Genomic DNA, 25,196 nt, shown 5'->3' on the forward strand with positions numbered 1-25,196 from the left:
GCCCCAGGCTATATTAAAATACCCCTTTGGGGTGTTAGCGCTAAAACCCATATTTTAAGTTTTACCGTTAAACATTAGAGATAAATCTGTTCGCCTGAAAGGCGAAGGTTTTAACCTTGTGCATGGACAATAAAAAAGGCAGATAAATATCTGCCTTTTTTATTTCAGCACTATAAGTGCTGCGAGTTACCTTAATACCCGCCTTTACGACGGCTTTCTGGAACTCCGGCAATACGACCACCCTGCTTGGAAGGATCTTTTGGGAACAGGATATACAGCGCTTTGGCATCCACTTTTTCACCCCATTTCTCTTTCATGGCTTTCTGGAGGTTGCGGGTGTTAGGCTGGTTGCCATTGTTTTCCAGGTATTCGCTGCGTAGATAGTTGATTAAATCCCAATGTCTTTCTGTCAAAGCGACATCTTCTTCAGCGGCAATTATTTCGGCTAAGCCCTCGCTCCAATCCTGTGGTTCGACCAGGTAACCGTTAGCAGTGGTTTCTATGGTTTTACCGTCAAGTTCATAGGACATATATAACTCCTTGTAATTGTTTAAGTCCACCGGAAAAGCTTGTTTTTTGTCCAGGGACTTCATGTATGGAAATTGATAATCATCGGATATGTTGCGGTTCAGGTCAAGTACCTGTTAGCAACAACTTTTTATCCGTTCTCTGCTTCATTACTGCCGTTTAGGTAAAACATCCACCAGTTTGTCACGTAAATGGCGTAATAATTCTTCTGTCGTTGCCCAGTTAATGCAGGCATCAGTAATTGATACACCGTATTTTAATGCGCTCAAATCGTCAGTGATTGGTTGATTGCCTTCATTCAGATGGCTCTCCAGCATAATGCCGATAATGGATTGGTTGCCATCAGCGATCTGATGCACAATATCTTCAGTGACCAAGGGCTGTAATTCAGGGTTTTTGCGGGAATTACCATGACTGCAATCAATAACGATATTGGCAGGCAGGCTGGCCTTATGCAGTGCTTGCTCACACAAAGCAATGCTGACAGAATCATAATTGGCTTTTTTACCGCCCCGTAAAATAATGTGACCGTATTGATTACCCTGGGTTTGAATCACAGTCACCTGGCCTTCCTGGTTAATACCCAAAAAGTGATGTGAAGCGGAGGCGGAATGCAAGGCATTAATCGCCATACCCAGATTGCCATCCGTACCATTTTTAAATCCAACCGGTGTTGACAGACCACTGGCTAATTCACGGTGAGTTTGAGATTCCGTGGTGCGTGCGCCAATAGCCGTCCAGGAGAATAAGTCTGACAGATACTGTGGCGTAATCGGATCCAGTGCTTCAGTGCCTGCCGGTAAACCTAATTCCGCCAGCCAGACCAGCAATTCGCGGGCTTTTTCCAGGCCTTCTTCAATGCGGAAAGAACCATCCAGGCGTGGATCATTAACTAAACCTTTCCAGCCAATAGTCGTACGGGGTTTTTCAAAATACACCCGCATCACGATATATAAGCTATCTTTACAGGTATCATGCAGCCGTTTCAGACGCGAAGCATAGACCTTGGCCGCTTCAATATCATGAATGGAACAAGGGCCAACCACAACTAATAAACGATGATCGCGACGATCCAGGATCGCTTCTATAGTTTTACGGCCTTCCAGCACCGTTGCCTGGGCTTTTTCGCTGGCAGGGATTTTCTGTTTCAGCGTTTGCGGGGGAATCAGTACCCGTTCGGAGGTAATCCGAACATTCTCAAGTGCATTATGTTCCATAACGGGTGTTATCTTGTCCTGTGAGCATTAAAAAATAATCTATTTTACTGTTTTTTTAATTTTCTATCATAATAAATATCACCAACGACTCACGCTGTCGCGTTGACGTGGATCAGCCGCGCCATATTTAATGCCGGTTTCCGGGTCAATCAAAATACTGTTGGCGGCTCCCATGACACGTTTTTCTACCAGTTTATGACCTTTTGCCTTTAATAATTGACGTGTGTCCACACTCAGGCCACGTTCAAGCCGCAGTTCATCAGGCAGCCATTGATGGTGAATACGGGGTGCATTCACTGCTTCCTGGATATTCATGCCATGTTCGATCACATTGAGTAAAATTTGCAAGGTGGTGGTGATAATGCGCGAGCCGCCAGGGCTGCCAGTAATGAGATAGGGTTTTTTGCCCTTTAATACAATGGTTGGGGACATGGAACTGAGCATCCGTTTTCCCGGCTCAATGGCGTTGGCTTCGCCGCCAATTAAACCATAAGCATTGGGCACGCCTGATTTGGCACTGAAATCATCCATTTCATTATTCAGCAGAAAACCGGTGCCGGGAGCCATGATACCACTGCCAAAGCTAAAATTCAGTGTGTAGGTATTGGCAACTGCGTTCCCAATTTTATCAACAACCGAAAAATGCGTGGTTTCCCGACTTTCGTAACCCGGCACTTTACCGGCATGAATTTCCACGCTGGGACGGGTTTTATCACTGTAAATCTGGGTGCTGAGTTGCTGCGCATACGCGGGAGAAATCAAACCCGCAACCGGTACCTTGATAAAATCCGTATCACCCAGATATTTTGCACGATCAGCATAGGCCAGTTTCATTACTTCCGCCAAAATATGAATACTGGCAGCGCTGTTATGCCCCGAAGCCTTAAGATCAAAGTCTTTTAGCATATTCAGCATTTGCACGATATGAATGCCACCGGAACTGGGGGGTGGCATGGAAAAAATATCAAAACCACGGAATTTACCCTGAATAGGGGTTCGCATCGCCGGACGATAGGTAGCAAGATCAGCATGGTCAATAATACCGCCATGGGCCAGCATTTCCTTGACCAGCGCATCGGCAACCGGGCCTTGATAAAAACCGGTTGCGCCTTGCTCGGCAATTGCTTGTAAGGTATTGGCTAAATCTGCCTGCACTAAGCGTTCACCAATAGCCGGTGGCGTACCATCCGGTTTCAGAAAAGCCTGTTGCGCTGTTGTATTGAGTTGTGAGCCGCGTGTTTTTAAGGCTTCATGCAAGGCCGGAGAGACGATGATCCCTTTTTGTGCCAATCTAATGGCAGGTTGCAACACCGCTTTTAACGGCAGGCTGCCGTATTTTTCCAGCGCCAGTATTAAACCGGCAACTGTACCGGGTACGCCTACCGCCAGATGCGAGAAGCGACTGCGTTGCTTGTCAACATCGCCCTTGGCATCCAGGAACAAATCCCGATGGGCTTTGGCGGGTGCGGTTTCACGATAATCCAAGGCAATGACCTTGCTGGTTTTTTGCTCATAGATCAGCATAAAACCACCGCCGCCAATGTTACCGGCGCGTGGCAGGGTAACCGCCAAAGCGAAGGCGGTTGCAACAGCGGCATCCACAGCGTTACCACCTTGGTTTAATAGTGCCAGACCCACATTTGCCGCCTGTGCTTCGCTGGCGACCAGCATCTGCCGCCCCTGCGCTGGCGCATGAATGGCGCGTTCGCTGAGTATTGCAGGTTGCGCGAAAGTCATTGCTGTGTGGCTAAGCAGGGATAAAAAAGTACCAAAAGCAAGGTATTGAATAATAGTTTTCATTTGACATCCTGTGTATATGTCATATAATTTCCGGTTTTATTTTTTGTAGCGGCTATCATTTTGCCATGAATTTTTCAATCTGATAGCAACACAGGAAACAAACACCGTGCCTCAAAAAATATTGCCTAAGAAAATATTAAATATTCAGCAATGGTTTGACCCGTTAAAGTTTGCGGAACGCAATGCTGCGATCCAAGAAACAATTATACTCGATAGTTTGCCACGTTTTCAGCCACTGGTCACGGAAAGCGGTGGAAAAATTGAACTGGATTGGCAATTTGGCCTGTTAAAACGCCATATTGTGGTGACAGGGCGTTGGTCTGCGCGCATACCGATGTCATGCCAACGCTGTTTGCAGACTGTCTGGCTGGATTTGCAGCAGGAAAGCAAATTATGTTTGTTAAGACCTGAAGAATCTGAAGAATATGTGCCGGAAGGTTTTGAGCCGATAATGCTGGAAGGTGAGCGCATCAAGCTGGCGCAACTGCTGGAAGATGAATTGTTGTTAGCACTGCCCGTTGCGCCCGTGCATCAACAATGTCCAGACAATCAGTATCAGCCAATTGCCGAGCCAGAGGCCGATATACCTGAGACGGAAGCTAAAGCAAATCCATTTCAGATATTGGAAAGTTTGAAAAAATCGCATTAAGTTTTGTGCTTTAATTAAGCACAAAAAAGAAGCTTTTGCGTAATACCCGATGTTAGCAAGATAAGCGTGGAGAAAAAGTGGTTTTTTCGCGTTTCTAAAACTTCAAAAGCTATGAAAAAGAAGTTTTTGCGTAACACCCGATGTTAGCAAAATAAGCGTGGAGAAAAAGCGGTTTTTTCGCATTTCTAAGGCTGCAAAGCCTGCGAAAAAGAAGCTTTTGCGTAACACTAATTTATATTTTATTCATTAAGCCGGGATAGCACTATTGCCATCCCATTGTTACAGGAGTCTGATATGGCTGTTCAACAAAACCGTAAAACCCCTTCCAAGCGTGGTATGCGCCGCGCACATGACGCACTGGGTAAACCCACCTTATCCATTGAGCCTTTAAGTGGTGAATTGCATCGCCGTCATCATGTCAGCCCGGATGGTTATTATCGTGGTCGTCAGGTTGTTTTTGATAAAAACAACGACTAAGCAGCAGTGGATGCCACGATTGCTTTAGATGCAATGGGCGGCGATCATGGGCCTCAGGTCGTGGTGCCCGCCGCATTGCGGATGTTAAAAAAACATCCCGAATTAAAATTAATACTGGTTGGTGATAGCGCCCAGATTGCGTCTTTTATCGGTAACCAGGATGCGCCTGTTCAGCAGCGACTGTCGGTGCATCATGCCAGTCAGGTGGTGGCGATGAACGAGTCGCCGGCAAAAGCCTTGCGCCTGAAAAAAGACTCTTCCATGCGGGTCGCTATTAATCTGGTGAAATCCGGTGATGCACAAGCCTGTGTCAGTGCTGGTAATACCGGCGCATTGATGGCAACAGCGCGTTTTGTACTAAAAACCCTGCCACATATTGATCGCCCAGCCATTTGTACCGCCCTGCCGACCAAAACCGGTCACACCCATATGCTGGATTTGGGTGCCAATGTTGATTCCACTGCTGAACATTTATTACAGTTTTCAGTGATGGGTTCAGTCTTAACCGAAGCGGTGGATAACCTGCCAAATCCGCGTGTGGGTTTGCTGAACATCGGCGAAGAAGACATGAAAGGTAATGAGCAGGTAAAAAAAGCAGCTTTATTACTGGAAGAGGCGGCGATTAATTATATCGGCTTTGTGGAAGGCGATGATATTTTCAAAGGTACGGTGGATGTAATTGTTTGTGATGGCTTTGTTGGCAACGTCGCATTGAAAACCAGCGAAGGCGTGGCGCAAATGATTACCCATTATGTCAAACAAGCATTTAAGCGTAATCTTTTAACCAAGATAGCCGCTTTATTTGCCTTGCCGGTGATTAAAACACTGCGCAGGCAGATTGATCCCAGACGTTATAACGGTGCCAGCTTATTGGGCTTACAGGGCATTGTGATCAAAAGTCACGGCGGCGCAGATGAACTTGCATTTACCTATGCCATCAGCGAAGCCATACGTGAAGTTGAAAAAAGCGTACCCACTCAAATCAGTCATCAACTGGATGCCATTTTAGGCAACTGACTTGACTTCGATGTAAGCTTCATTCAACGCTACGCGTAGAAAGCCGCTTACATCTCAGGCTAAAATTTTACTGGGTTCGATCAGCGCTGCCGCAGAAAATCTGCTTATATTTCACGCTAATTTTTTACACTGGAAAAAAACTGGATGAACTACGCACGGATTATTGGCACTGGCAGCCACTTACCTGAACGGGTATTAAGCAATGCCGACCTGGAAAAAATGGTTGATACCAGTGATGAATGGATCGTCACCCGTACCGGCATCCGGGAACGACATATTGCCGCCAACGGTGAAGGCGTGGTTGATCTGGCATTACAAGCGGCAACCCATGCTTTGCAAGCAGCTGAAGTTGCAGCCGACAGCATTGATTTAATCATTTTTGCCACCACCACCCCGGATCGGGTATTTCCCAGTTCTGCCTGTTTATTGCAGCAAAAACTCGGGGCAACCCAATGTGCGGCATTTGATATACAAGCGGTATGCACAGGCTTTCTTTATGCCCTGGGTACGGCTGAAAAATTTATTCGCAGCGGCTCCCATAAACGTGCGCTGGTGATTGGCGCGGAAGTTTTCTCGCGTCTGGTGGATTGGAATGATCGTGGCACTTGCGTGTTGTTTGGTGATGGTGCAGGGGCGGTGGTGCTGGAAGCCAGTGAAGAACCAGGTATTTACTCCAGTCATTTATATGCCGATGGTCAATACAGCAACAGTCTGACAGTGAACAGTTATGTTGCTCAAGGACAATTGCAGGGGGAATCACAGTTCACCCGGATGCAGGGTGGGGAAGTGTTTAAAGCTGCCGTGAATAATATGGCCAGTTCCGCACTGGAAGCACTGCGCAGTAATGAGTTTAACGTCAGTGATCTGGACTGGGTGATACCGCATCAAGCGAATACCCGTATTATTCAGGCAGTTTCCAAAAAACTTAAACTGCCGCAGGAAAAAGTCATCAGCACGGTTGCCATGCATGGTAATACTTCCGCAGCCTCTGTACCCTTGGCCCTGGATACCGCAGTCAGAGATGGACGTATCCAGCCTGAGCAGCATTTATTATTGACCGCAATGGGTGGCGGGTTTACCTGGGGTTCGGCTTTACTGCGCTTTTAAAAAACGAGGTTTACAGGATCATGGCACAGATAGAAGGATTGCGCATTCAAAATTATCGTACCTTAAATGATATAGCGATGGGCTGCATTGCTACGGATCTCAAATTAAGATTCGCTAAACCTTTAACACCATTGACGGCGGTCATTGGAAAAAATGGTTCAGGAAAAAGTTCAATATTTGATGCTTTTGGTTTTTTAGCAGATTGCATGGATTCAGATCTGGAAACTGCCTGTAATGCCAAAGGGCGTGGTGGTTATGACAAGCTGGTTACAAATGGCAGGGAAAATGATCCGATAAGAATAACAATTAATTATCGAGAATCACACAATGATCGCCCTATTACTTATGAAGTTGCCATTGGCAAAGATAAACACGGCTTACCCATTGTAAAATCAGAAAGGCTGAGACAACGGGAAAAAAACCAGCGGCATGGCTTGCCCAAATCATTTCTTAACCTGGAAAATGGTAAAGGGATGGTCTGGGTTGGTGATGATGCGTTAGAGGGGGATGAATTACAACGTAAGGCAGTTGAACTTTCTCAGCAAAAACTCGCTATCGTTTCACTTGCTGAGCAGTTTTCAGAAAACCCCCGCATTGCCGAGTTTAAGTCTTTTATCAAAGCATGGTATTTGAGCTATTTCTATCCAGACGCTGCCAGACAGATACCCCAGGCAGGCATACAAAAACACCTTAACCTGCATGGTGATAATGTCGGCAATGTCGTTCAATATCTGGAACGAAATCATCCTGTTATTATTAAACGTATCTTTGACGATATTTCAAAAAAAATTCCCGGAATAGGCACTATTAAAACCTATAAAGATGAGATTACCAATAATCTCTATCTTTTATTTGAAGATAAAGGTTTTGCCAAGCCGTTTACGCAGCAGCAAATGTCAGATGGAACACTGAAGATGTTTTGTTATATGCTGCTATTACAAGATCCTGAGCCAACACCTTTTATTTGTATCGAAGAGCCGGAAAATGGCTTATATCATAAGCTACTGGAGACGCTTGCATTTGAATTCAAATCTCATGCAACGGGACGCAAAGGCGGCTCCCAGGTATTTATTACAACGCATCAACCTTATTTTGTTGATGCGCTTGCACCTGATGAGGTCTGGGTGCTGGAAAAAAATGATGACGGCACCGCAATGATTAAACGCGCCAGTGAATACCCTTATGTTCAGGAAATGGCTGATGAGGGACAGCCGTTGGGTGCGCTTTGGTATAGTGACTACCTGGATGCAAGGTAGAAGCGATGCACTTTGAAATTTTAGTAGAAGGGCAAACAGAATTAACGACTCTCTCCATATTAATGGATAAAATTGTGGGTCAATATAATGTGCCTCATACCTGGAAAATCCATAAGCATCAGGGCATTGGGCGTTTGCCGGGTAATCTTGTTGGCCAGCCTCAAAAAAATGATAGAACACTGTTACACAACCTGCCTTCAAGGTTAAGAGCTTATGGAAATCGTATGGGAGATCAGGAAATTGTAGTACTTTTGCTTGACCTTGATGATAGGAAGGATTGCGTCGCATTTAAAAATGAACTGTGGTTGGTATTAGATTCATGTGAAAAAAAACCTAATTTTCTGATCCGAATTGCGATTGAAGAATTGGAAGCATGGTATTTTGGTGATCAACATGCGATAGAAAAAGCTTATCCAGACTATAATAAAAAAGTATTAGCTGATTATATTCAGGATGCACAGTGCGGCACATGGGAGCAATTAGCGGAAGCAATTCATCCAGGTGGATTGAAATCCCTGCAACATTACGGCAAACGCTCAATACGCATACTTGAAGAAAAACGAAAATGGGCGGCTAAAATTGCACCACACATGAATGTTGAGAAAAATAAGTCACCAAGTTTTTGCTGTTTCCGTGATGGTTTACGACGTTTTACCTTGAATTCTCATTGAAATCCTTTTTGTAGAGAAATTGCAATATGTCTCTACATTATTTGAATCTCTTTATTTTCACCAGGAATCTAAAACATCCATGTCATACACATTTATTTTCCCCGGACAGGGTTCGCAAGCCATTGCTATGCTGGCTGATTTGGCTGCAAACTACCCTTTGGTTAAACAAACTTTTGAAGAAGCCTCAGAAGCACTACAACAAGATCTCTGGAAATTAAGCCAGGAAGGCCCGAAAGAAGCACTTAACCAAACTGATAACACCCAGCCTGCGATGTTAAGCGCAGGCATTGCCGTGACGCGGGTCTGGGCTTCGCAAAATGGCGCGCCAGCCAGTTTATGTGCTGGTCACAGTCTGGGCGAATACAGCGCGCTGGTTCATGCAGGTAGTCTGGCATTTACTGACGCGGTAAAGCTGGTGGCTTTACGCGGGCGCTTGATGCAGGAAGCAGTGCCTGCCGGACAGGGGGCAATGGCGGCAATACTGGGGCTGGACGATGCCCAGGTAAAAGAAGCCTGTAGCAGCGCGGCGCAGGGTGAAGTGGTTGCCGCAGTGAATTTTAATGCGCCGGGTCAGGTGGTGATTGCCGGACAAAAAACGGCTGTTGAGCGTGCCGCAGAAGCTGCCAAGCAGGCAGGGGCAAAACGTGCTTTATTATTACCGGTCAGCGTACCTTCGCATTGTGACTTGATGCGCCCTGCTGCGGACAAATTAGCAGAAGCTTTAGCGCAGATAAACCTGGAAAGTCCGGCAATACCCATCATTCATAATGTGGATGTGACACAAAAAACCGACCCGGATACAATCCGTGAGGCTTTAGTCGGTCAATTATTCCAGCCGGTGCGCTGGGTGGAAACCATACAGGCCATTGCTGAGCAGCAACCGGAAGTGGTGCTGGAAATGGGGCCGGGTAAAGTCCTGACGGGGTTAAATAAACGTATTAATAAAAACTTACAAAGCTTAGCGGTGTTTGATCCGGCAAGTCTGGACAAGGCGCTGGCGATAGGGAATTAAATATGATCTTAGACAATCAAACCGCGCTGGTGACTGGTGCGAGTCGTGGTATTGGTAAAGCCATTGCTTTAACTTTGGGTAATGCGGGTGCAACCGTGATAGGCACTGCCACCTCTGCAAATGGCGTGGACAATATCAGCCAAATGTTAGAGGAAGCAGGCATCAAAGGCCGGGGTGCAGTTTATAACACAACTGAAGCTGAGTCTCAGGAAGCTTTACTGGAAAGCTTAAAAGCACAAATGCCGACTATCTTAGTTAATAACGCGGGTATTACCCGTGATGGTCTGATGATGCGCATGAAGGAAGAAGATTGGGATGCGGTGATTGATACCAATCTCAGCGCAGTGTTCCGTTTGACTAAAGCCTGTCTGCGCAGCATGATGAAAGCACGTAGCGGACGCATTGTGCATATCAGTTCCGTGGTGGGGCTGACGGGTAATCCCGGTCAGGCCAATTATGCGGCAGCAAAAGCGGGGTTAATCGGTTTTGCTAAATCTCTGGCGCGTGAAGTCAGTAGTCGCGGCGTTACTGTGAATACGGTTGCACCGGGCTATATTGCAACGGATATGACACATGGCTTGAATGATGAACAACAAAATGCCATTTTAAGTCAGATTCCCGCAGGTCGTATGGGCAGCGCGGAAGATATTGCGCAAGCCGTATTATTCCTGGCCTCACCGACAGCCGCTTATATTACCGGCGAAACATTGAATGTGAATGGCGGCATGTATATGCCTTAGAAGGCTGCTATACAGCCTTCTAAAATTACATTATAATCACGCATTTTATTCATTGCGATACTGAAATTTTTGCGATACTGAAATTTGGCATAAGTTTCATTCAGCACTAAGGAGTGAGAATTTTATAACTTCAGCAACTTGGCTGGTCTTTTTCTCCATTTTCTACGTTGTGAAAACAGTTACATAGCTTGCTATGCGCCTGTTTTCACGCCTTGAAAATAAATAAAAATCCTGCGCCCAGTTTCTGTATTTATTTCATCTTCACTCCTAAAGACGCTGAAATACGTCAAATTCAGATTGAATAATGTCTGGTTTTATTTATTTTTCTCCGGGTTTTTATGGCCTGGACCTGAATTATCCGGGAGGATATTAAGATTATGAGTAATGAAGAACGCGTCAAAAAAATCGTTATGGAACAATTGGGTGTTAAAGAAGACGAAGTCAAGAATGATGCCTCTTTTGTCGATGATCTGGGTGCCGATTCCCTGGATACGGTCGAGTTGGTAATGGCTTTAGAAGAAGAATTTGGTTGCGAAATCCCTGATGAAGAAGCGGAAACAATCACTACCGTACAACAAGCAATTGACTACGTGAATACGCATCAGTAATTTTTAAGGAGTGAGGATGAAATAAGTCCAGTTTCTGAAGTTATAAAATTCTCACTCCTAAGTAGTAACATTCAAACATAAAAGGCCGGTTTATCCGGCCTTTTGCTTTTCCCCAAGGAGGTTTTTATGAGCCAACAAAATAATCAACGCCGAATTGTGGTAACCGGCATGGGCATCGTATCACCCGTCGGTTCGACCTTGGATACAGCCTGGGGTAATCTGCTGGCTGGACACAGTGGCATCACCCCAATCACCTTGTTTGATGCCAGTCAATTCAACAGTCGAATCAGTGGAGTGGTACAGGGTTTTGATGTTGAACAGTATCTGAATAAAAAAGAAATGCGCAAAATGGATGAATTTATTCATTATGCGATTGCCGCCAGCGATGATGCCTTAAAAGACGCGGGTCTGGAAATTACTGAAGCAAATGCCGAGCGTATTGGTGCCTGCATTGGCTCTGGTATTGGTGGCCTGCCCGGTATCAGTAAGAATTATCAAAGTTATATTGATGGTGGTGCACGTAAAATTTCCCCATTTTTTGTCCCCGGCAGTATTGTCAATATGGCCGCAGGGCAGGTTTCAATTCGCCACGGCCTGAAAGGCCCGAATTATTCCATTGTGACTGCCTGTACTTCCGGCACCCACAGTATTGCTGACGCTGCGCGTATGATTGTTTATGGTGATGCCGATGTGATGATTGCTGGTGGCGCAGAAATGGCAACCTGTCCTTTGGGGATAGGTGGTTTTTCTGCGGCACGCGCCTTGTCTAAAAATAATGATAACCCAGCCGCAGCCAGCCGCCCCTGGGACACTGAGCGCGATGGTTTTGTATTGGCTGACGGTGCTGGCGTGCTGGTATTGGAAAGCCTGGAACATGCAACACAACGCGGCGCACAGATTTATGCAGAATTAGTGGGCAGTGGTATGAGCAGTGATGCCTATCATATGACCGCCCCTCCCGCAGATGGCAGTGGCGCAGCTTTATGTATGCGTAACGCCCTGCGTAACGCAGGCATTAATGCGGAAAGTATTGATTATATCAATGCCCACGGTACCTCTACGCTGGTTGGCGATAAGGCGGAAACTGCCGCAATTAAGCTGGTTTTTGGCGAACGCGCTTACCAAATCGCTGTCAGTTCCAGCAAATCCATGACTGGACACTTATTGGGCGCGGCGGGTGGCATTGAAGCAATTTTCAGTATTTTAGCCTTGCGTGATCAGGTTGCCCCGCCTACCATTAACCTGGATAACCCTGATCCTGCTTGTGATCTGGATTATGTGCCTCATACTGCGCGGGAAATGAAACTGGACGTGGTAATGTCCAATTCCTTTGGCTTTGGTGGTACCAATGGCACATTGATTTTTAAAAAGTTTAGTGATTAATTTTATCTGTTTCGGGAATGAGTAATGGCGATTTCCCGAAACAGATAAAATTAAAATGGAGCTGTCTCATGCATTTTTCGACTTCTAGTGTTGTTCTAAGCCTCTGTACTCTAATGCTTTATTCATTAACGGGTTTTGCCAAAGAAAAAAATCAGCCCGTACCATTGTGCGATGACGCGCTCAGCTGTGAAAAAAAACAGTCTTGCGCGCAAACCCCGATTACAAAACTAGACTACCAACAGCGTGGTTCATTTTGTGAAGGTGTCTATTTACGCAATCTTGCCGCGTCAGAATTTGAAGTCGTCGGTTTAGCGTATTATCCATTGCGTTATCAAGTTGAAAATAAAGAAAATCTTGATATTTTTTGGCAACAACCGCAACCAAGCTCAGCAAAGACGCTGTTGAAAATTCGCGCTACAGCCCTGGATAATAAACGCTATCGCATGGATACCCACCTGCCTTTGGCAAAACAAATGTTTTCCCTGCCAGTTAAAGTTTTACAGGCATTACACCAGAAAAAAGTGCAGCACATCAGCGATATTGGCATTACCACCTGGTTTTTACGCAGCAGTCCACGGGGATTGAAGGAAAAAGTGTATCTGCCAGTACATGCGCACCAGGGGAAAACCCAGCAAGCAGAAAATTTAACCCTGAAAATCCGCTTTAATAGCGAGCTGACTGATTTATATTACCGTATTACCCAGGAAAATGAGCGTAGATGGAAAGTGGTACAATCTTACCAGCCGCTGCAATTAGGTTATTATCCGGCAAAAAACGCATTTTCCATTCCATTGCAGGGATTAAATGAAGCGGGTTTATACCGTATTGATATCCGGGTGAAACAAGAGTCCCGCCGCCCTGCCGCCCATCGTGTATTGGTGTTAATTCCATAAATTTATGAAAAAGTTAAACAATATTGTAAGACATGCTTTGTTTCTGCTGTTGCTTGGCATGACAGCCTGTTCCTCAGATGGCTTCAAACCCTTGCCGGTTTTCATGCCACTCTCACAAACAGCGCACCCAGGGCGCATTATTCCCAAACCCGATGCCAAAGCGATAATAAGTGCGGAAACACCCTCTATCTGGTTGGAAGATCTGGAAATCCTGTTACATCGCGCTTATCCCTTACAGGTAAATGTCATTGCCAAAGGTTATATCAACCGCAACTGTGAAACTGTCACTGCGCTGACCCATTTTTATCAACAGGATCATTTCCAGGTTGAGGTATTCTCCACCCCATTGCAAGCCACAAAGCCTTGTCAAGCAGCCCATGAATACTTTGAACTGATTATCCCGCTGGAAACCCGTAATCTTGCTGCGGGTATTTATCAGGTGGAAGTCAATGAACTCAGCACCGAATTTGAATTGCCGGTAGATAATTTTATTGATAAAGCTGCAAACTGAATGTGGTCATAAAACAATAGGGAAGATGCGGAGCTTTATCATTTTTCCCTGACAATTTAGTAAATCGCTGTTGCCCATCTTCTCCCCTTCTGCAAAACATGAACAAAAGGTAAGTTGCAAAAATTTGCCTGATCCTCAAAAATTCCAGGTTTTTAGTTATTCATTTATAGATTTTCAGATTCTGAAAATTTATAACTTCGCTCAAATTATGATGGAGCACACTATGGTTGAGGTAAAAAACTTATCCCGGCAGTTCGGGACATTTACCGCAGTGGATAATATTTCATTCCAGGTTCAGCAAGGTGAAGTGCTGGGCTTTTTAGGCCCAAATGGTGCTGGCAAATCCACCAGCATGAAAATGATCACCGGCTTTCTGGCACCCAGCGCGGGTACTGCGATTATTAATGGTTTTGACATCATTAACAAACCTTTGCAGGCCAAGCGTGAAATCGGTTATTTACCGGAAGGTGCACCAGCCTACCCGGATATGACGGTGGTGGATTTTCTGGAATTTATTGCGGAAATTCGCAATTTTAGCGGTACAGAGAAAAGCAAACGCGTCGATAGCGTGATTGAACGGGTTTCCCTGGAGTCGGTGCGTTATCAACTGATAGATACCTTGTCAAAAGGCTTTAAGCGCCGGGTCGGGCTGGCACAGGCAATTTTGCATGATCCTAAAGTGCTGATTATGGATGAGCCGACTGATGGCCTGGATCCCAATCAAAAACATGAAGTGCGTAGCCTGATTCAAGATATGGCGCAGGAGAAAGTGATTATCCTGTCCACCCATATTCTCGAAGAAGTCCATGCGGTGTGCTCGCGCGCAATTATTATTGCCAACGGCAGATTGATTGCCGACGATACTCCTGCCGCGTTGGAAGCGCGCGCGCCGAATCATAATGCCGTGACCCTGACCTTGCCTGCCGAACAACAAAACGCGGCGAGTATTCGCGAGTCTTTGCAGGGCATCGCTCACATCAAGGAATTAAAAGTCCTGGAAGAAAATGACGACTGGTTCAGTTATCTGCTGCTGCCGAAGCGGGATCAATCCATTGTCAACCAGATCAGCCAGATTGCGCACCAGCAACAGTGGACGATTAAAGAATTATCCGTTGCGCGTGGTCAACTGGATGAAGTATTCCGTCAATTAACGGTATAAAAGGAGTTATTGTCCGTGAATAACAGCATTGGCATTATTTTCAGGCGGGAACTTAATGGGTATTTCTCTACCCCCGTCGCTTATGTATTTATTGTAATTTTCTTGTTTCTCAGTGGCGTGTTCAGCTTTTATCTGGGTAACTTTTTTGGTCGGGGGCAGGCAGATTTACAACCGTTTTTCACCTTCCACCCCTGGCTGTATCTGTTTCTGATTCCCGCGCTGTCCATGCGCCTGTGGGCGGAAGAGCGCAAAGCGGGCAGCATCGAATTGCTGCTGACCTTGCCGATTAAACCCAGCGATGCGGTACTGGGCAAATTTCTGGCAACCTGGGCATTTACTGCCATTGCCCTGGCTCTGACCTTCCCCATGTGGATTACGGTCAATTATCTGGGTAGCCCGGATAATTCTGTGATTTTTGCCGGTTACCTGGGCAGCCTGCTGATGGCAGGTGCGTTTATCGCCATTGGTGCGTGTATTTCCGCCTTGACCAAAAATCAGGTGGTGGCATTTATTGTCAGCGTGGTGGTGTGCCTGCTGTTTATTCTCAGCGGTCTGCCACTGGTGCTGGACTTTTTCACCGGCTGGGCACCGCACATGGTGGTTGAACTGATACGCTCTTTTAGCTTTTTAAGTCATTTTAATGACATCAGCAAAGGCGTGATTGACTTGCGTGATTTGGTGTATTTCTTTTCTCTGATGGTGCTGTGGCTGTTTGCCAATGTCATTGTTATTGAGATGAAAAAGGCGGATTAATTAATGAATATCAATAAAAAATGGTTACTCAGCAGCGCGGGACTCGGGCTGGCTGTGGTTTTATTTCTGGCGGCAAATATCGTCAGCAACGCTGCGTTTTCTTCAGCGCGGCTGGATTTGACGGATAACGGTTTATACACCCTCAGTCAGGGCAGTAAAAACATTCTGGGTGGACTGGAAGAGCCTGTCAGCCTGAAATTTTATCTGTCACAGAAACTCTTGCCAGAACTGCCCGGTGTGAATGCTTACGCGGTGCGGGTTAAGGAATTGCTGCAAGAATATCAGCGCCATGCGGATGGCAAACTTGATTTGCAAATCATTGAGCCGGAAGCCTTTTCCGAAGCGGAAGATACTGCCGTGGCGTATGGCATGAAAGGTGTGCCGCTGGATAATAGCAATACCACGTTTTATTTTGGCCTCATGGGTAGCAACTCCACTGACGGTGAAGAAAGCATTCCATTTTTTAACCCCAATCGTGAAGAATTTCTGGAATACGACATTACCCAGTTGGTTTATCGCTTGGCGCACCCGGATAAAAAAGTCGTGGGTCTGATGAGCAGCCTGCCGATTGAAGGCAAACCCGGTGGCGGTCTGCCCTTTATGCAAAGCAAAGGCGGTGATGAAAGCTGGATGATAGTTGAGCAAATGCAGCAATTATTTGAAACCCGCACCATTGCTACCGATGTCACGGAAATTCCCGGTAATATTGATGTCTTGATGCTGGTGCATCCAAAAAATCTCAGCGAGCAAACCTTATACGCTTTGGATCAGTTTGTACTCAAGGGTGGGCGTTTACTGGCATTTCTCGACCCTTACGCGGAAACTGATGAACCACCAAGCGATCCGAAAAACCCGCTGGCAGGCATGAACGCGCCGCGTAATTCAGATTTGAGTAAATTACTCGATGCCTGGGGCGTGGAACTGGTTGCCGATAAAGTCGTGGGGGATATGAGTCTGGCGAAAAAAGTGCAAATGCAAAAAGGCTCACGCGGTATCGTGATCCGCTATCCCATCTGGATGGATCTGGATACTGCCAATCTGAATCCTGATGACATCATCACCGGCAAGCTGGGGAATATCACGCTTGCCAGTGCCGGTGCATTAAAACTTAAAGAAGGTTCGGAAACCAAACTGACACCTTTAGTACAATCCAGTGACCAGGCCATGTTGATTGAAACCAGCAAGCTGGGTATGTTCAGCAACCCTGAAGACATGGTACGCAACTTCAAACCCGAAGGTCAGTTTATCCTGGCAGCACGGATTACCGGCACTCTGAATACCGCCTTTCCTGACGGCGCACCGCAAGACGCAGAAGCCAAAGACGATGCTCAGGATGCGACAGATAGCGACAACAGCCTGAAAACCTCTAAAGAAGAAACCAATCTGGTGATTGTTGCGGATACTGATTTACTCGATGATCAATTCTGGGTGCAGGTGCAAAACTTCCTCGGCAACCGGATTGCAATTCCACAGGCATCCAACAACAAACTGCTGACCAATGCACTGGATAACCTCACTGGCAGCAATGATTTAATCAGCGTGCGTAACCGTGGCAGCTTTACCCGTGAATTTACCAAAGTCGAAGAAATTCGTCAGGTTGCAGAAAATCGTTTCCGCGAAAAGGAAAAAGAACTGCTGGCGCGTTTGCAGCAAACCGAGCAGCAACTGCGTGATTTACAAAGCAATCGTAAAAATGGCAATGCGGCTTTGCTGACCGCGAAACAACAACAGGCCATTACCGGTTTTCGTGATGAGAAAATCAAAATCCGTAAAGAACTGCGCGCGGTGCAACATGAGTTGCAAAAAGACATCGAACGCCTGGAAGCACGGGTGAAATTTATCAATATCGGTTTGATTCCCTTGTTATTCGGCATTGGCGGTATTGCGCTCAGCACCTACCGCACCCGCCGCCGTCAGCAACGTCAACGCGCATAAAGAAGGATGCTCATGAACGCAAAAACTATTTCTATACTGGCGGTCGTCACCTTATTGGTGCTGTTTTTCGCCATACAATCGGGGCAGCCAACCCGCACGAATGCCGCGCAGACAGAAACCCCCGCGCTGTTTCCGGATTTAGCCAAGCAGTTTAATATGCTTGATGAAATTCATATCCAGACAGCTAAGCAGAACTTTGCCATCCAGCGCGAAGGCGAAGATCAGCAATGGACATTGGCAGGTTATCCCGTGCCCAACGGACATGTGGCGGGTTTACTCAATGGTCTGGTGAGCTTGCAGAAAAAGGAGCCAAAAACCAGCAGTGCCGCGCTGTATGCACGTTTGCATGTGGAAGACATAGGCGAAAATGCTCAGTCTTTACAGGTGGCTTTAAAACGCGGCGCGGACACCGTTGCCACCTTGATTATCGGCAAAAACCACCCGGCAAAAACCCAGGGCGATGGCACGGAATATTATGTGCGTAAGCCAGGTGAAAAGCAAAGCTGGCTGGTTGCCGGACATCTGCGCCCGGTACAGCGTAAATCACTGGACTGGCTGGATAAGGAAATTGTGAACCTTGACAGTAAGCAGATAAAAACTGTGAAAGTAACACAAAAAGACGCTGAAGCGGTGTCTATTTTTAAGGATAAAGTTGAAGACGGTGACTATCAGCTTGAAGGCCTGCCCGCAGACAATAAGCTATTGTCATCTAAGCTGAATAACCTGGCGCAGGCACTGAGTAATTTACGTCTGGAAGATGTTAAACCATTGGCTGAAGTACAGTTCCCGGAAGATGCTGACAGTGTAGCATTCACCCGCTTTGACGGTCTGGAAGTCACTGCAAGACTGAGCAAACAGGATGAAAAATCCTGGCTGCATCTTAGCGCTGCGGTGAATGAAAGTGTGCTGGCAGCAGCTAAAGCAGCAGCAGAAGCCAAGGCGGCAACGGATGCAAAAGCAGCGGAAAAAGCCAAGCAGGAAAATGCTGAAGCAAGCGCAGAGGCCAAACCACCGATACTCAACGTGGCAGAGAAAGTAGACATCAATCCCGCAACAGAAGCAGAAACGCTGAATCAGCGTCTGGCAAAATGGGCCTATGCCGTGCCGCAGTATAAAGCGGATGGATTTTTGCCGAAAAAAGACAGCCTGTATGAAGCGATTAAAGCAGAATCTGCCGCTGAAGCAGCGGGGGCAACGCCTCCCATTGCACCTACTGCGCCTGGCGGTACAGCCAATCAGGACTTTGCGACTTTGCTAAGACAGGCAGCGGAAAAAGCCAAACAACAGAAAGCTGCACCTAAAACGGGTGACAGCGCACCAACGCCACCAGGACCGTCTCCGGTTGAAGTAATCAAAAATCTGGGGCAGTAACGCAACTAGCCTTTTGTTTTGGGAATATGCTGATGCATATTCCCAAAACAAAATACCCACCTCACGTCTATTGGCTTGATTGCCTCATCAAGGTAGAACAGGCCGTTAGCCTCACAAATCCCCGCGTACAGAATTAGCACACAGGGCATTTCAAAACTGCTCGCTTTGCACACAGTTTTTGTTGTTTGCTTACCATTCATGACAGATACTGACCACCCAGTTTAGAAAACTATTTTCGTAAACACCCCCATGAATTAATGTAGCTGTTAAAAATTGCAGGCAACAGGTTTTCAGCGTATGATTTATCTTAATCACGCTAAGTTATTGATAGTAAGTAGCAGATTTAGCCATTTTTTCTTCAAAAACCTTATGTTAAATTCAGACTGTCTTAACAGGTGAAAGATTGATGCACACCATGGCGCGTTACTCAAAAATTCTTGAGATTATTGGCGATATCGTCAAGGTCTGGGTTCCTCTGGAGGCACAGAACAAAGGTATCGGCGCGCGTTATGGCGATCTTGCACTGGTGGAAAACCGTTTCGGTGAGACTTCGCTGGCCCAGGTCATTAATATCAACCGCGAAACCGTGGCCTTGCAGGTATTTACCGGCACCAAGGGACTCTCAACAGATGCCAGCGTGCGCTTTCTTGGTCATCCCATGCAGGCGACCTATTCCGCTAATATTCTTGGACGTATTTTTTGTGGCACTGGCGAAGCTATAGACGGTGGCCCTTCATTAGAGCATGATCCGCGCGTTGATCTGGGTGGGCCATCAGTTAATCCCATGCGCCGGGTGCTGGCATCAAAAATGATCCGCACCGGCGTACCGATGATAGACGTGTTCAATTGTCTGGTCGAAAGTCAGAAAATTCCGATTTTTTCCGTCTCTGGCGAACCTTATAATCGTTTTTTAGCACGTATCGGCATTCAGGCCGACGCTGATGTGGTGGTATTTGGCGGCATGGGGCTGATTTTCGATGATTATCATTTTTTTCGCTCCGCTTTTGAAAATGCCGGTGTGTTTTCGCGCACTGTCATGTATGTAAACCTGGCTTCCGATCCCATTGTTGAGCGCCTGCTGGTACCTGATATGGCACTGGCGGTGGCGGAAAAATTTGCGGTGGAAGAAGGCAAGCGGGTATTGGTGCTGCTGACCGATATGACCGCTTTTGCCGATGCACTCAAGGAAGTGGCAATTGCCATGGATCAAGTGCCTTCCAATCGCGGTTACATGGGTGATTTATACTCACAGTTAGCGCGCCGTTATGAAAAAGCCTGTGATTTTATGCAGGGCGGCTCGGTTACGATACTCAGCGTCACCACCATGCCCGGCGATGATGTGACCCATCCGGTGCCGGATAACACCGGTTATATTACCGAAGGCCAGTTTTATCTACACGATGGCCTCATAGATCCTTTTGGCTCCTTGTCACGCTTGAAACAGCATGTAGTCGGTAAGGTCACCCGCGACGATCACAGTCAGATTATGAATACCATGATTCGTTTTTATTCCAGTGCCTGTGATGCTGAACAAAAACAAGCTATGGCTTTTGACTTATCTGATTTTGACCAGCAGTTGCTCAAATTTGGCAAATTATTCCGTGAGCGTTTCATGGACATCCATGTTTCCATGCCACTGGAAGAAGCGCTGGATTTGTCCTGGCAGACCTTAGCTGAATGTTTTAAGCCGGAGCAGTTATTGATGAAACAGCATTTAATTGAAAAATACTTCCCATAGATTTCCAGGAAAAAAATTGGAAATCTATGCAGTGTTTGGAAGTTGTTAAATCTGGGGAAGTGTAAGTTAATGAAAATACTTGTGTGGATGCCCGTTCTTATTATGGATAACAGAAATGGCCCGCCTCGCGCTTAACAAATCCTCCCTCAGCCATCAAAGCAAACAGCTTGATCGCTATCGGGAATATCTGCCAGCTTTGGATCTCAAACGTCGTCAGTTGATGATGGAATTGAACAAAGCACGCCGCGCTTTGGCTGAACTGGAAAAAAAACTGGCTGATTTTACGCCACGGGTGGCGGAAACCCTACCGATGCTGGCCAATGAGCATGTGGAAGTGAAGGGTATCGCCCAGGTTGCTGAAGTTTTTACAGAACAGGAAAACATCATGGGTACCTGGTTGCCTAAGGTTACGGATGTACGCATTGAGGTGCGTGACTATGCCCTGCTTGGCAAGCCGCACTGGGTGGATCGGTTGGTGGTGTATCTGCGTCAGGCGTTGCGGCTTAAAGTTGAAATTGAAATTGCCAAACGCCGCGTAGCATTACTGGCACAGGCAGTGCGTACCATCACCCAGCGCGTTAATTTGTTTGACAAGGTGCTGATTCCCAAAACCATCGCCAATATTAAAAAAATCCGTATTTATTTATCTGATGCTGAACGCGCGGCGGTGGTGACGGCAAAAATAGCCAAGCAGAAAAAATCATGAGTATTGTTGCTTTACACAAAATTACCTTGTGTGGTCTGAGTATTGACCGCGAGGCCATGCTGGCTGATTTACAGACATTAGGCTTGATGCACATCATCGCCTTGCAAACACCGCCAGCGGAGCGTGAACCCTCACCATTTACACCCGATGAAGAAGCCTACAAAGCCCTGCATTATCTGCTGGATGCCAAACATAAACGCCGTCAGATTACGGAACCGGTAGATTTTGACTTTGGCACGGTAGTGTCTCAAACATTGGAGAATAAACAACGCCGCCGTGATACTGAAGATCGCATCGCATTTCTTGAGCGCCACATTGAAGCGTTGACACCGTGGGGTGATTTCACCTTGCCGCCATTGGCAGAACTGGCAGGGCAGCGTTTATGGTTCTACCAGGTGCCACATGCGCAGAAAACCTGTTTCAGCACTTTGGATTTGCCCTGGCAGCAGGTACATCGTGATAACCGTTATGCCTATATTGTTGTTATTGCGCGTGACAAACCCTCACATGAGGTGCTGCCCTTGCCGCGCAGCCATACCGGTTATGTCCCCTTGCATACCTTAAAACGCCAATTGGCTCAGGCGGAAATTAAGCTGGAGGACATTCGGGACGAGCGCAACAGCCTCACCCATTGGATATTCCTGCTCAGCCGGAATCTGGCCCATGCCGAAGATCAAACGGCGCTGCACCAGGTTCAACAACAAACATTAGAACGTGATGGCGTGTGCGTGGTACAAGGCTGGGCTGCGCAACATGATTTGAAAAAACTGCAAGCCTTTACTGAGCGCCATAGGCTGGCGCTGCTGGCGGAAACGCCGGATATAAAGGATAAGCCGCCCACCCTGCTGGACAACCCGGATCAGCTCAGTGGTGGTGAAGCGTTGGTGGGCTTTTATCAAACGCCGGGGTATAACACCTGGGATCCTTCGCGCATGGTGTTTTTCTCTTTTGCCTTATTTTTTGCCATGATTCTGGCGGATGCCGCTTATGCCGTCGTACTCATGGTCATTGTCGGCTATTTCTGGAAATCACTGGGGGGGAGTGCAAACAAACGCCGTTTACGCACACTTGCCGTGGCGGTCTTGGGCATGTCACTGCTCTATGGCATCTTGGTGGGCAGTTATTTCGGCTGGACGCCGCCGCCGGACTCCCTGCCGGGTATGCTGAAAGTCCTGGACTTAAATAATTTCGACAGCATGATGCAGCTTTCCATCGGTATCGGTTGCCTGCATCTTATCGCCAGCAATGCCATGATGGCCTGGCAGCGTGGCGCTTTTCCCGACAATGCCATTCCTATCGGCTGGATCGCGGCTATTGTTGGCGGTTTTTTATGGTGGCAGGCATGGAATCTCAGTGGAGGCTTGATATTTGGTGGCGGTATCATACTCATTTTATTATTCGGTGGGAACTGCAAAGTCAATTCCATGTCCAGCGGTCTGTTAGCCGTTTTGGAAAGATTGACTGAATTAACCAATATCACCAAACTGTTCGGCGATATACTCAGTTATTTACGTCTGTTTGCACTGGGTCTGGCAAGTTCCTCTTTGGCGGTGACGTTTAACCAGCTTGCCGACCAGGTTTATGACGCGGTTCCCGGTCTGGGTCTGCTGCTGGCAATTTTAATTTTAATTCTGGGCCACAGCATTAATCTGGCATTAGGCATTATCAGCGGTTTTGTCCACGGCCTGCGCTTGAATTTTATCGAATTTTTTAATTGGAGCATTTCTGCGGAAGGCTATCCATTCCGCCCATTTGCCAAAAAGGAGCTTGAACCATGAATGAATTTGTATTGGCCCTGGGCTGGTTAGGTATTTACGCGCCTATGGCGCTAGGCGCAATCGGCAGCATGATGGGCTGCGCGATTGCCGGTCAGGCCGCTATCGGTGCCATGCTCGAAACCGAAAGCGGTCACGGACGTTATATCGGTATTTCCGCCATGCCCTCATCCCAGGTGATTTACGGTATTGTGGTGATGTTTACCCTCAACCGTCCATTGAGCGCAGAAAGCGCCGCCGGTGCTTTTGGCATTGGTCTGCTTGCAGGCTTGGCGCTGCTTGCCAGCGCGGTGTATCAGGGACGCTGCTGTGCCTCAGCGATTAATGCCGCCAAGGCCAAACCGGAAATTTTCGGGCTTTCCTTAGCACCTGCCGCGATTGTAGAAGGCTTTGCGGTGTTTGCGTTTATTTTTGCACTGGTGTTAAGTGCGGGTTTGCCAGCATAGGAGATTGACACCATGAGCAATACCACCACCCAGATTTCCTCCGGTGTAGAAGAATTATTGCAACGTCTGCGTGATGAAGGCGTGGCTAATGGTCGTGCACAAGCTGAACGTATTGTGCAGGATGCCGAGGCGCGTGCAGCCTGGATTCTGGAACAGGCCAAGGATGAAGCCGAGCGTATGCGCCGTGAAGCGCACGAAGAAGCGGAGCATCTCAAACACGCAGGTCAGGAAGCGCTGAAGATCGCAATGCGCGATGCCATGCTCAGCCTCAAATCCGAATTGGAAAAACGTTTTGCACATGAAGTGCATCGTCTGGTGGGAGGCGAAACCCGTAAGATTGAACTGCTGGATCAGTTAATTCTGGAAATCGCAGGACACACCAGAGAACAGGTAGCGGATGCCAAGCGCGTGGAAATCATGTTGCCACATAACGTGGTCGGTCTGGAAGAAATCAGCCATAACTCTGAAGAAGAAGAATGCGACGTGCTGACCGAATGCGTGCGTCATTTCAGCCAGAACATTGCGCGTGAAGGCGTGACTTTTAAGGTCAACGAAGAAGATGAAGGGGGGATTCGTCTTTATCTTGCCGAGCAAAGCCTGTATCTGGATCTCACTGACAAGGCTATCGCGGAATTACTGCTGCGCCATTTGCAACCGCGTTTCCGCGCCCTGCTTGATGGTGTTGTGCGATGAGTGGTGAAGCCTATCTCACCCTGATGAGCGCGCTGCCACACCTGGGGGATTTGTTTACCGCCAAAGAATCGCCCTGCTCAGGTTATAAACTGGCAACCCGCCTGAAAATGCTGAGTCAGGAAGATGCTGAATTATTAAGTGAAATCGAAAACCTGCTGCAATGGTCGCACAACCCTATTACACTGCGTGATGCAGAAATTTTAAGCCGTGCAAAAAAACTATTGCCGCGCTTGCAGGAAAAAAGTGAATTATTGGCGGAAACTGTGGATAACCGCCTGGAACAGCGTACCGTACTTGCCGCCATGCGCCGCCGTCAGCGTGGCGATATTGCGCCACCCACCGACAGCCTCTGGGGTTATGGTCGCTGGCTTAAACACATAGCACGTTACTGGAACGAACCGACATTTCGCCTGGAAGGTGTTTATCCCTGGCTGTCGGAAGCGGAACAGCTATTGCGCGAAGATGCCACGGTGGAACTGGATCATCTGCTGTTGCGCAGTAAATGGGAATATCTGGGTTATATCGGAGAAGGCCACTATTTTGATTTTGAAGCGGTGGTTATCTATGTCCTGCGCTGGAATATTATCAACCGCTGGACGGGGTATTCTGGCAAGGCTGCCGCAGTACGTTTTACGAATTTGGTAGCAGATGGGTTTATGGGTTTGCCAAAATAAGATGTTAATTTAGTACTACAGCATTAAAGAAATAAAAAACACCATGTATTCAATGACCTTGAATCGATTGGGTTATG

25 protein-coding genes are annotated in these 25,196 nt (G+C 47.1%); 22 read left to right on the forward strand and 3 right to left on the reverse strand.

From position 1 onward, the window contains the following. Positions 1-191: 191 nt before the first annotated feature. The 3 genes from QUF61_RS13460 to ggt form a co-directional block, all read right to left on the reverse strand. Entirely contained in the window at positions 192-530 is a 339-nt protein-coding gene (locus tag QUF61_RS13460; RefSeq protein ID WP_103919592.1) for a TusE/DsrC/DsvC family sulfur relay protein, read from the reverse strand. Between the two features lie 147 nt (positions 531-677). Then, positions 678-1,745, reverse strand: a complete 1,068-nt coding sequence (locus tag QUF61_RS13465; RefSeq protein ID WP_289682155.1) for a 3-deoxy-7-phosphoheptulonate synthase — start codon at positions 1,743-1,745, stop codon at positions 678-680. Between the two features lie 78 nt (positions 1,746-1,823). Beyond that, the gene (gene ggt / locus QUF61_RS13470) at positions 1,824-3,545 is read right to left on the reverse strand and encodes a gamma-glutamyltransferase (protein WP_289682157.1); all 1,722 of its coding nucleotides are present in this window, start codon (positions 3,543-3,545) and stop codon (positions 1,824-1,826) included. Positions 3,546-3,651: 106 nt separating this feature from the next. Between ggt and QUF61_RS13475 the strand changes: the two genes are divergently transcribed. From QUF61_RS13475 to QUF61_RS13580, 22 genes are all read left to right on the forward strand, one after another. Further along, complete coding sequence (locus QUF61_RS13475; protein ID WP_289682159.1) at positions 3,652-4,194, forward strand: YceD family protein; 543 nt, start codon at positions 3,652-3,654, stop codon at positions 4,192-4,194. A 294-nt stretch (positions 4,195-4,488) separates the two neighbouring features. Beyond that, positions 4,489-4,671: a 50S ribosomal protein L32 gene (rpmF, locus tag QUF61_RS13480; RefSeq protein WP_103919547.1), complete on the forward strand. Its 183-nt coding sequence runs from the start codon at positions 4,489-4,491 to the stop codon at positions 4,669-4,671. A gap of 6 nt (positions 4,672-4,677) precedes the next feature. Next, positions 4,678-5,688, forward strand: coding sequence for a phosphate acyltransferase PlsX (gene plsX, locus QUF61_RS13485; protein WP_103919548.1), 1,011 nt, complete (start codon positions 4,678-4,680; stop codon positions 5,686-5,688). Between the two features lie 144 nt (positions 5,689-5,832). Further along, complete coding sequence (locus QUF61_RS13490; RefSeq protein ID WP_289682161.1) at positions 5,833-6,795, forward strand: beta-ketoacyl-ACP synthase III; 963 nt, start codon at positions 5,833-5,835, stop codon at positions 6,793-6,795. A gap of 20 nt (positions 6,796-6,815) precedes the next feature. Beyond that, positions 6,816-8,051, forward strand: a complete 1,236-nt coding sequence (locus QUF61_RS13495; RefSeq protein WP_103919550.1) for an AAA family ATPase — start codon at positions 6,816-6,818, stop codon at positions 8,049-8,051. A 5-nt stretch (positions 8,052-8,056) separates the two neighbouring features. After that, complete coding sequence (locus QUF61_RS13500; protein WP_103919551.1) at positions 8,057-8,722, forward strand: DUF4276 family protein; 666 nt, start codon at positions 8,057-8,059, stop codon at positions 8,720-8,722. 79 nt (positions 8,723-8,801) lie between these two features. Further along, positions 8,802-9,734, forward strand: a complete 933-nt coding sequence (gene fabD, locus QUF61_RS13505) for an ACP S-malonyltransferase (protein ID WP_289682165.1) — start codon at positions 8,802-8,804, stop codon at positions 9,732-9,734. Positions 9,735-9,736: 2 nt separating this feature from the next. Beyond that, positions 9,737-10,474, forward strand: coding sequence for a 3-oxoacyl-ACP reductase FabG (gene fabG, locus QUF61_RS13510; RefSeq protein WP_103919553.1), 738 nt, complete (start codon positions 9,737-9,739; stop codon positions 10,472-10,474). Positions 10,475-10,851: 377 nt separating this feature from the next. Next, complete coding sequence (acpP, locus tag QUF61_RS13515; protein WP_103919554.1) at positions 10,852-11,082, forward strand: acyl carrier protein; 231 nt, start codon at positions 10,852-10,854, stop codon at positions 11,080-11,082. 126 nt (positions 11,083-11,208) lie between these two features. Beyond that, positions 11,209-12,465: a beta-ketoacyl-ACP synthase II gene (fabF, locus tag QUF61_RS13520; RefSeq protein WP_103919555.1), complete on the forward strand. Its 1,257-nt coding sequence runs from the start codon at positions 11,209-11,211 to the stop codon at positions 12,463-12,465. Between the two features lie 113 nt (positions 12,466-12,578). Then, on the forward strand, positions 12,579-13,358 hold the full coding sequence (locus QUF61_RS13525) for a hypothetical protein (RefSeq protein WP_289682167.1): 780 nt from the start codon (positions 12,579-12,581) through the stop codon (positions 13,356-13,358). A 4-nt stretch (positions 13,359-13,362) separates the two neighbouring features. Continuing rightward, on the forward strand, positions 13,363-13,869 hold the full coding sequence (locus QUF61_RS13530; protein ID WP_103919557.1) for a hypothetical protein: 507 nt from the start codon (positions 13,363-13,365) through the stop codon (positions 13,867-13,869). A gap of 223 nt (positions 13,870-14,092) precedes the next feature. Continuing rightward, positions 14,093-15,028, forward strand: a complete 936-nt coding sequence (locus QUF61_RS13535; RefSeq protein WP_289682170.1) for an ABC transporter ATP-binding protein — start codon at positions 14,093-14,095, stop codon at positions 15,026-15,028. A gap of 15 nt (positions 15,029-15,043) precedes the next feature. Continuing rightward, a complete protein-coding gene (locus QUF61_RS13540) occupies positions 15,044-15,781 on the forward strand; it encodes an ABC transporter permease subunit (RefSeq protein WP_286019206.1) in 738 nt (245 codons plus the stop codon). A 3-nt stretch (positions 15,782-15,784) separates the two neighbouring features. Further along, on the forward strand, positions 15,785-17,716 hold the full coding sequence (locus tag QUF61_RS13545; protein WP_289682171.1) for a Gldg family protein: 1,932 nt from the start codon (positions 15,785-15,787) through the stop codon (positions 17,714-17,716). A 12-nt stretch (positions 17,717-17,728) separates the two neighbouring features. Next, the gene (locus QUF61_RS13550; protein WP_177428357.1) at positions 17,729-19,087 is read left to right on the forward strand and encodes a DUF4340 domain-containing protein; all 1,359 of its coding nucleotides are present in this window, start codon (positions 17,729-17,731) and stop codon (positions 19,085-19,087) included. Between the two features lie 406 nt (positions 19,088-19,493). Then, complete coding sequence (locus QUF61_RS13555) at positions 19,494-20,825, forward strand: V-type ATP synthase subunit B (protein ID WP_286019207.1); 1,332 nt, start codon at positions 19,494-19,496, stop codon at positions 20,823-20,825. A 115-nt stretch (positions 20,826-20,940) separates the two neighbouring features. After that, complete coding sequence (locus QUF61_RS13560; protein WP_103919563.1) at positions 20,941-21,531, forward strand: V-type ATP synthase subunit D; 591 nt, start codon at positions 20,941-20,943, stop codon at positions 21,529-21,531. Continuing rightward, a complete protein-coding gene (locus QUF61_RS13565) occupies positions 21,528-23,309 on the forward strand; it encodes a V-type ATP synthase subunit I (RefSeq protein ID WP_289682172.1) in 1,782 nt (593 codons plus the stop codon). The genes QUF61_RS13560 and QUF61_RS13565 overlap by 4 nt, the downstream gene beginning before the upstream one ends. Then, positions 23,306-23,752: an ATP synthase subunit C gene (locus QUF61_RS13570; RefSeq protein WP_103919565.1), complete on the forward strand. Its 447-nt coding sequence runs from the start codon at positions 23,306-23,308 to the stop codon at positions 23,750-23,752. Before QUF61_RS13565 ends, QUF61_RS13570 begins: the two co-directional genes overlap by 4 nt. Positions 23,753-23,764: 12 nt before the next feature. Continuing rightward, complete coding sequence (locus QUF61_RS13575) at positions 23,765-24,445, forward strand: hypothetical protein (RefSeq protein ID WP_103919566.1); 681 nt, start codon at positions 23,765-23,767, stop codon at positions 24,443-24,445. After that, positions 24,442-25,119, forward strand: coding sequence for a hypothetical protein (locus QUF61_RS13580; RefSeq protein WP_103919567.1), 678 nt, complete (start codon positions 24,442-24,444; stop codon positions 25,117-25,119). The genes QUF61_RS13575 and QUF61_RS13580 overlap by 4 nt, the downstream gene beginning before the upstream one ends. Positions 25,120-25,196: the final 77 nt, after the last annotated feature.

Origin of the sequence: Candidatus Venteria ishoeyi (genome assembly GCF_030378065.1) — a bacterium.
GTDB lineage: Bacteria > Pseudomonadota > Gammaproteobacteria > Beggiatoales > Beggiatoaceae > Venteria > Venteria ishoeyi.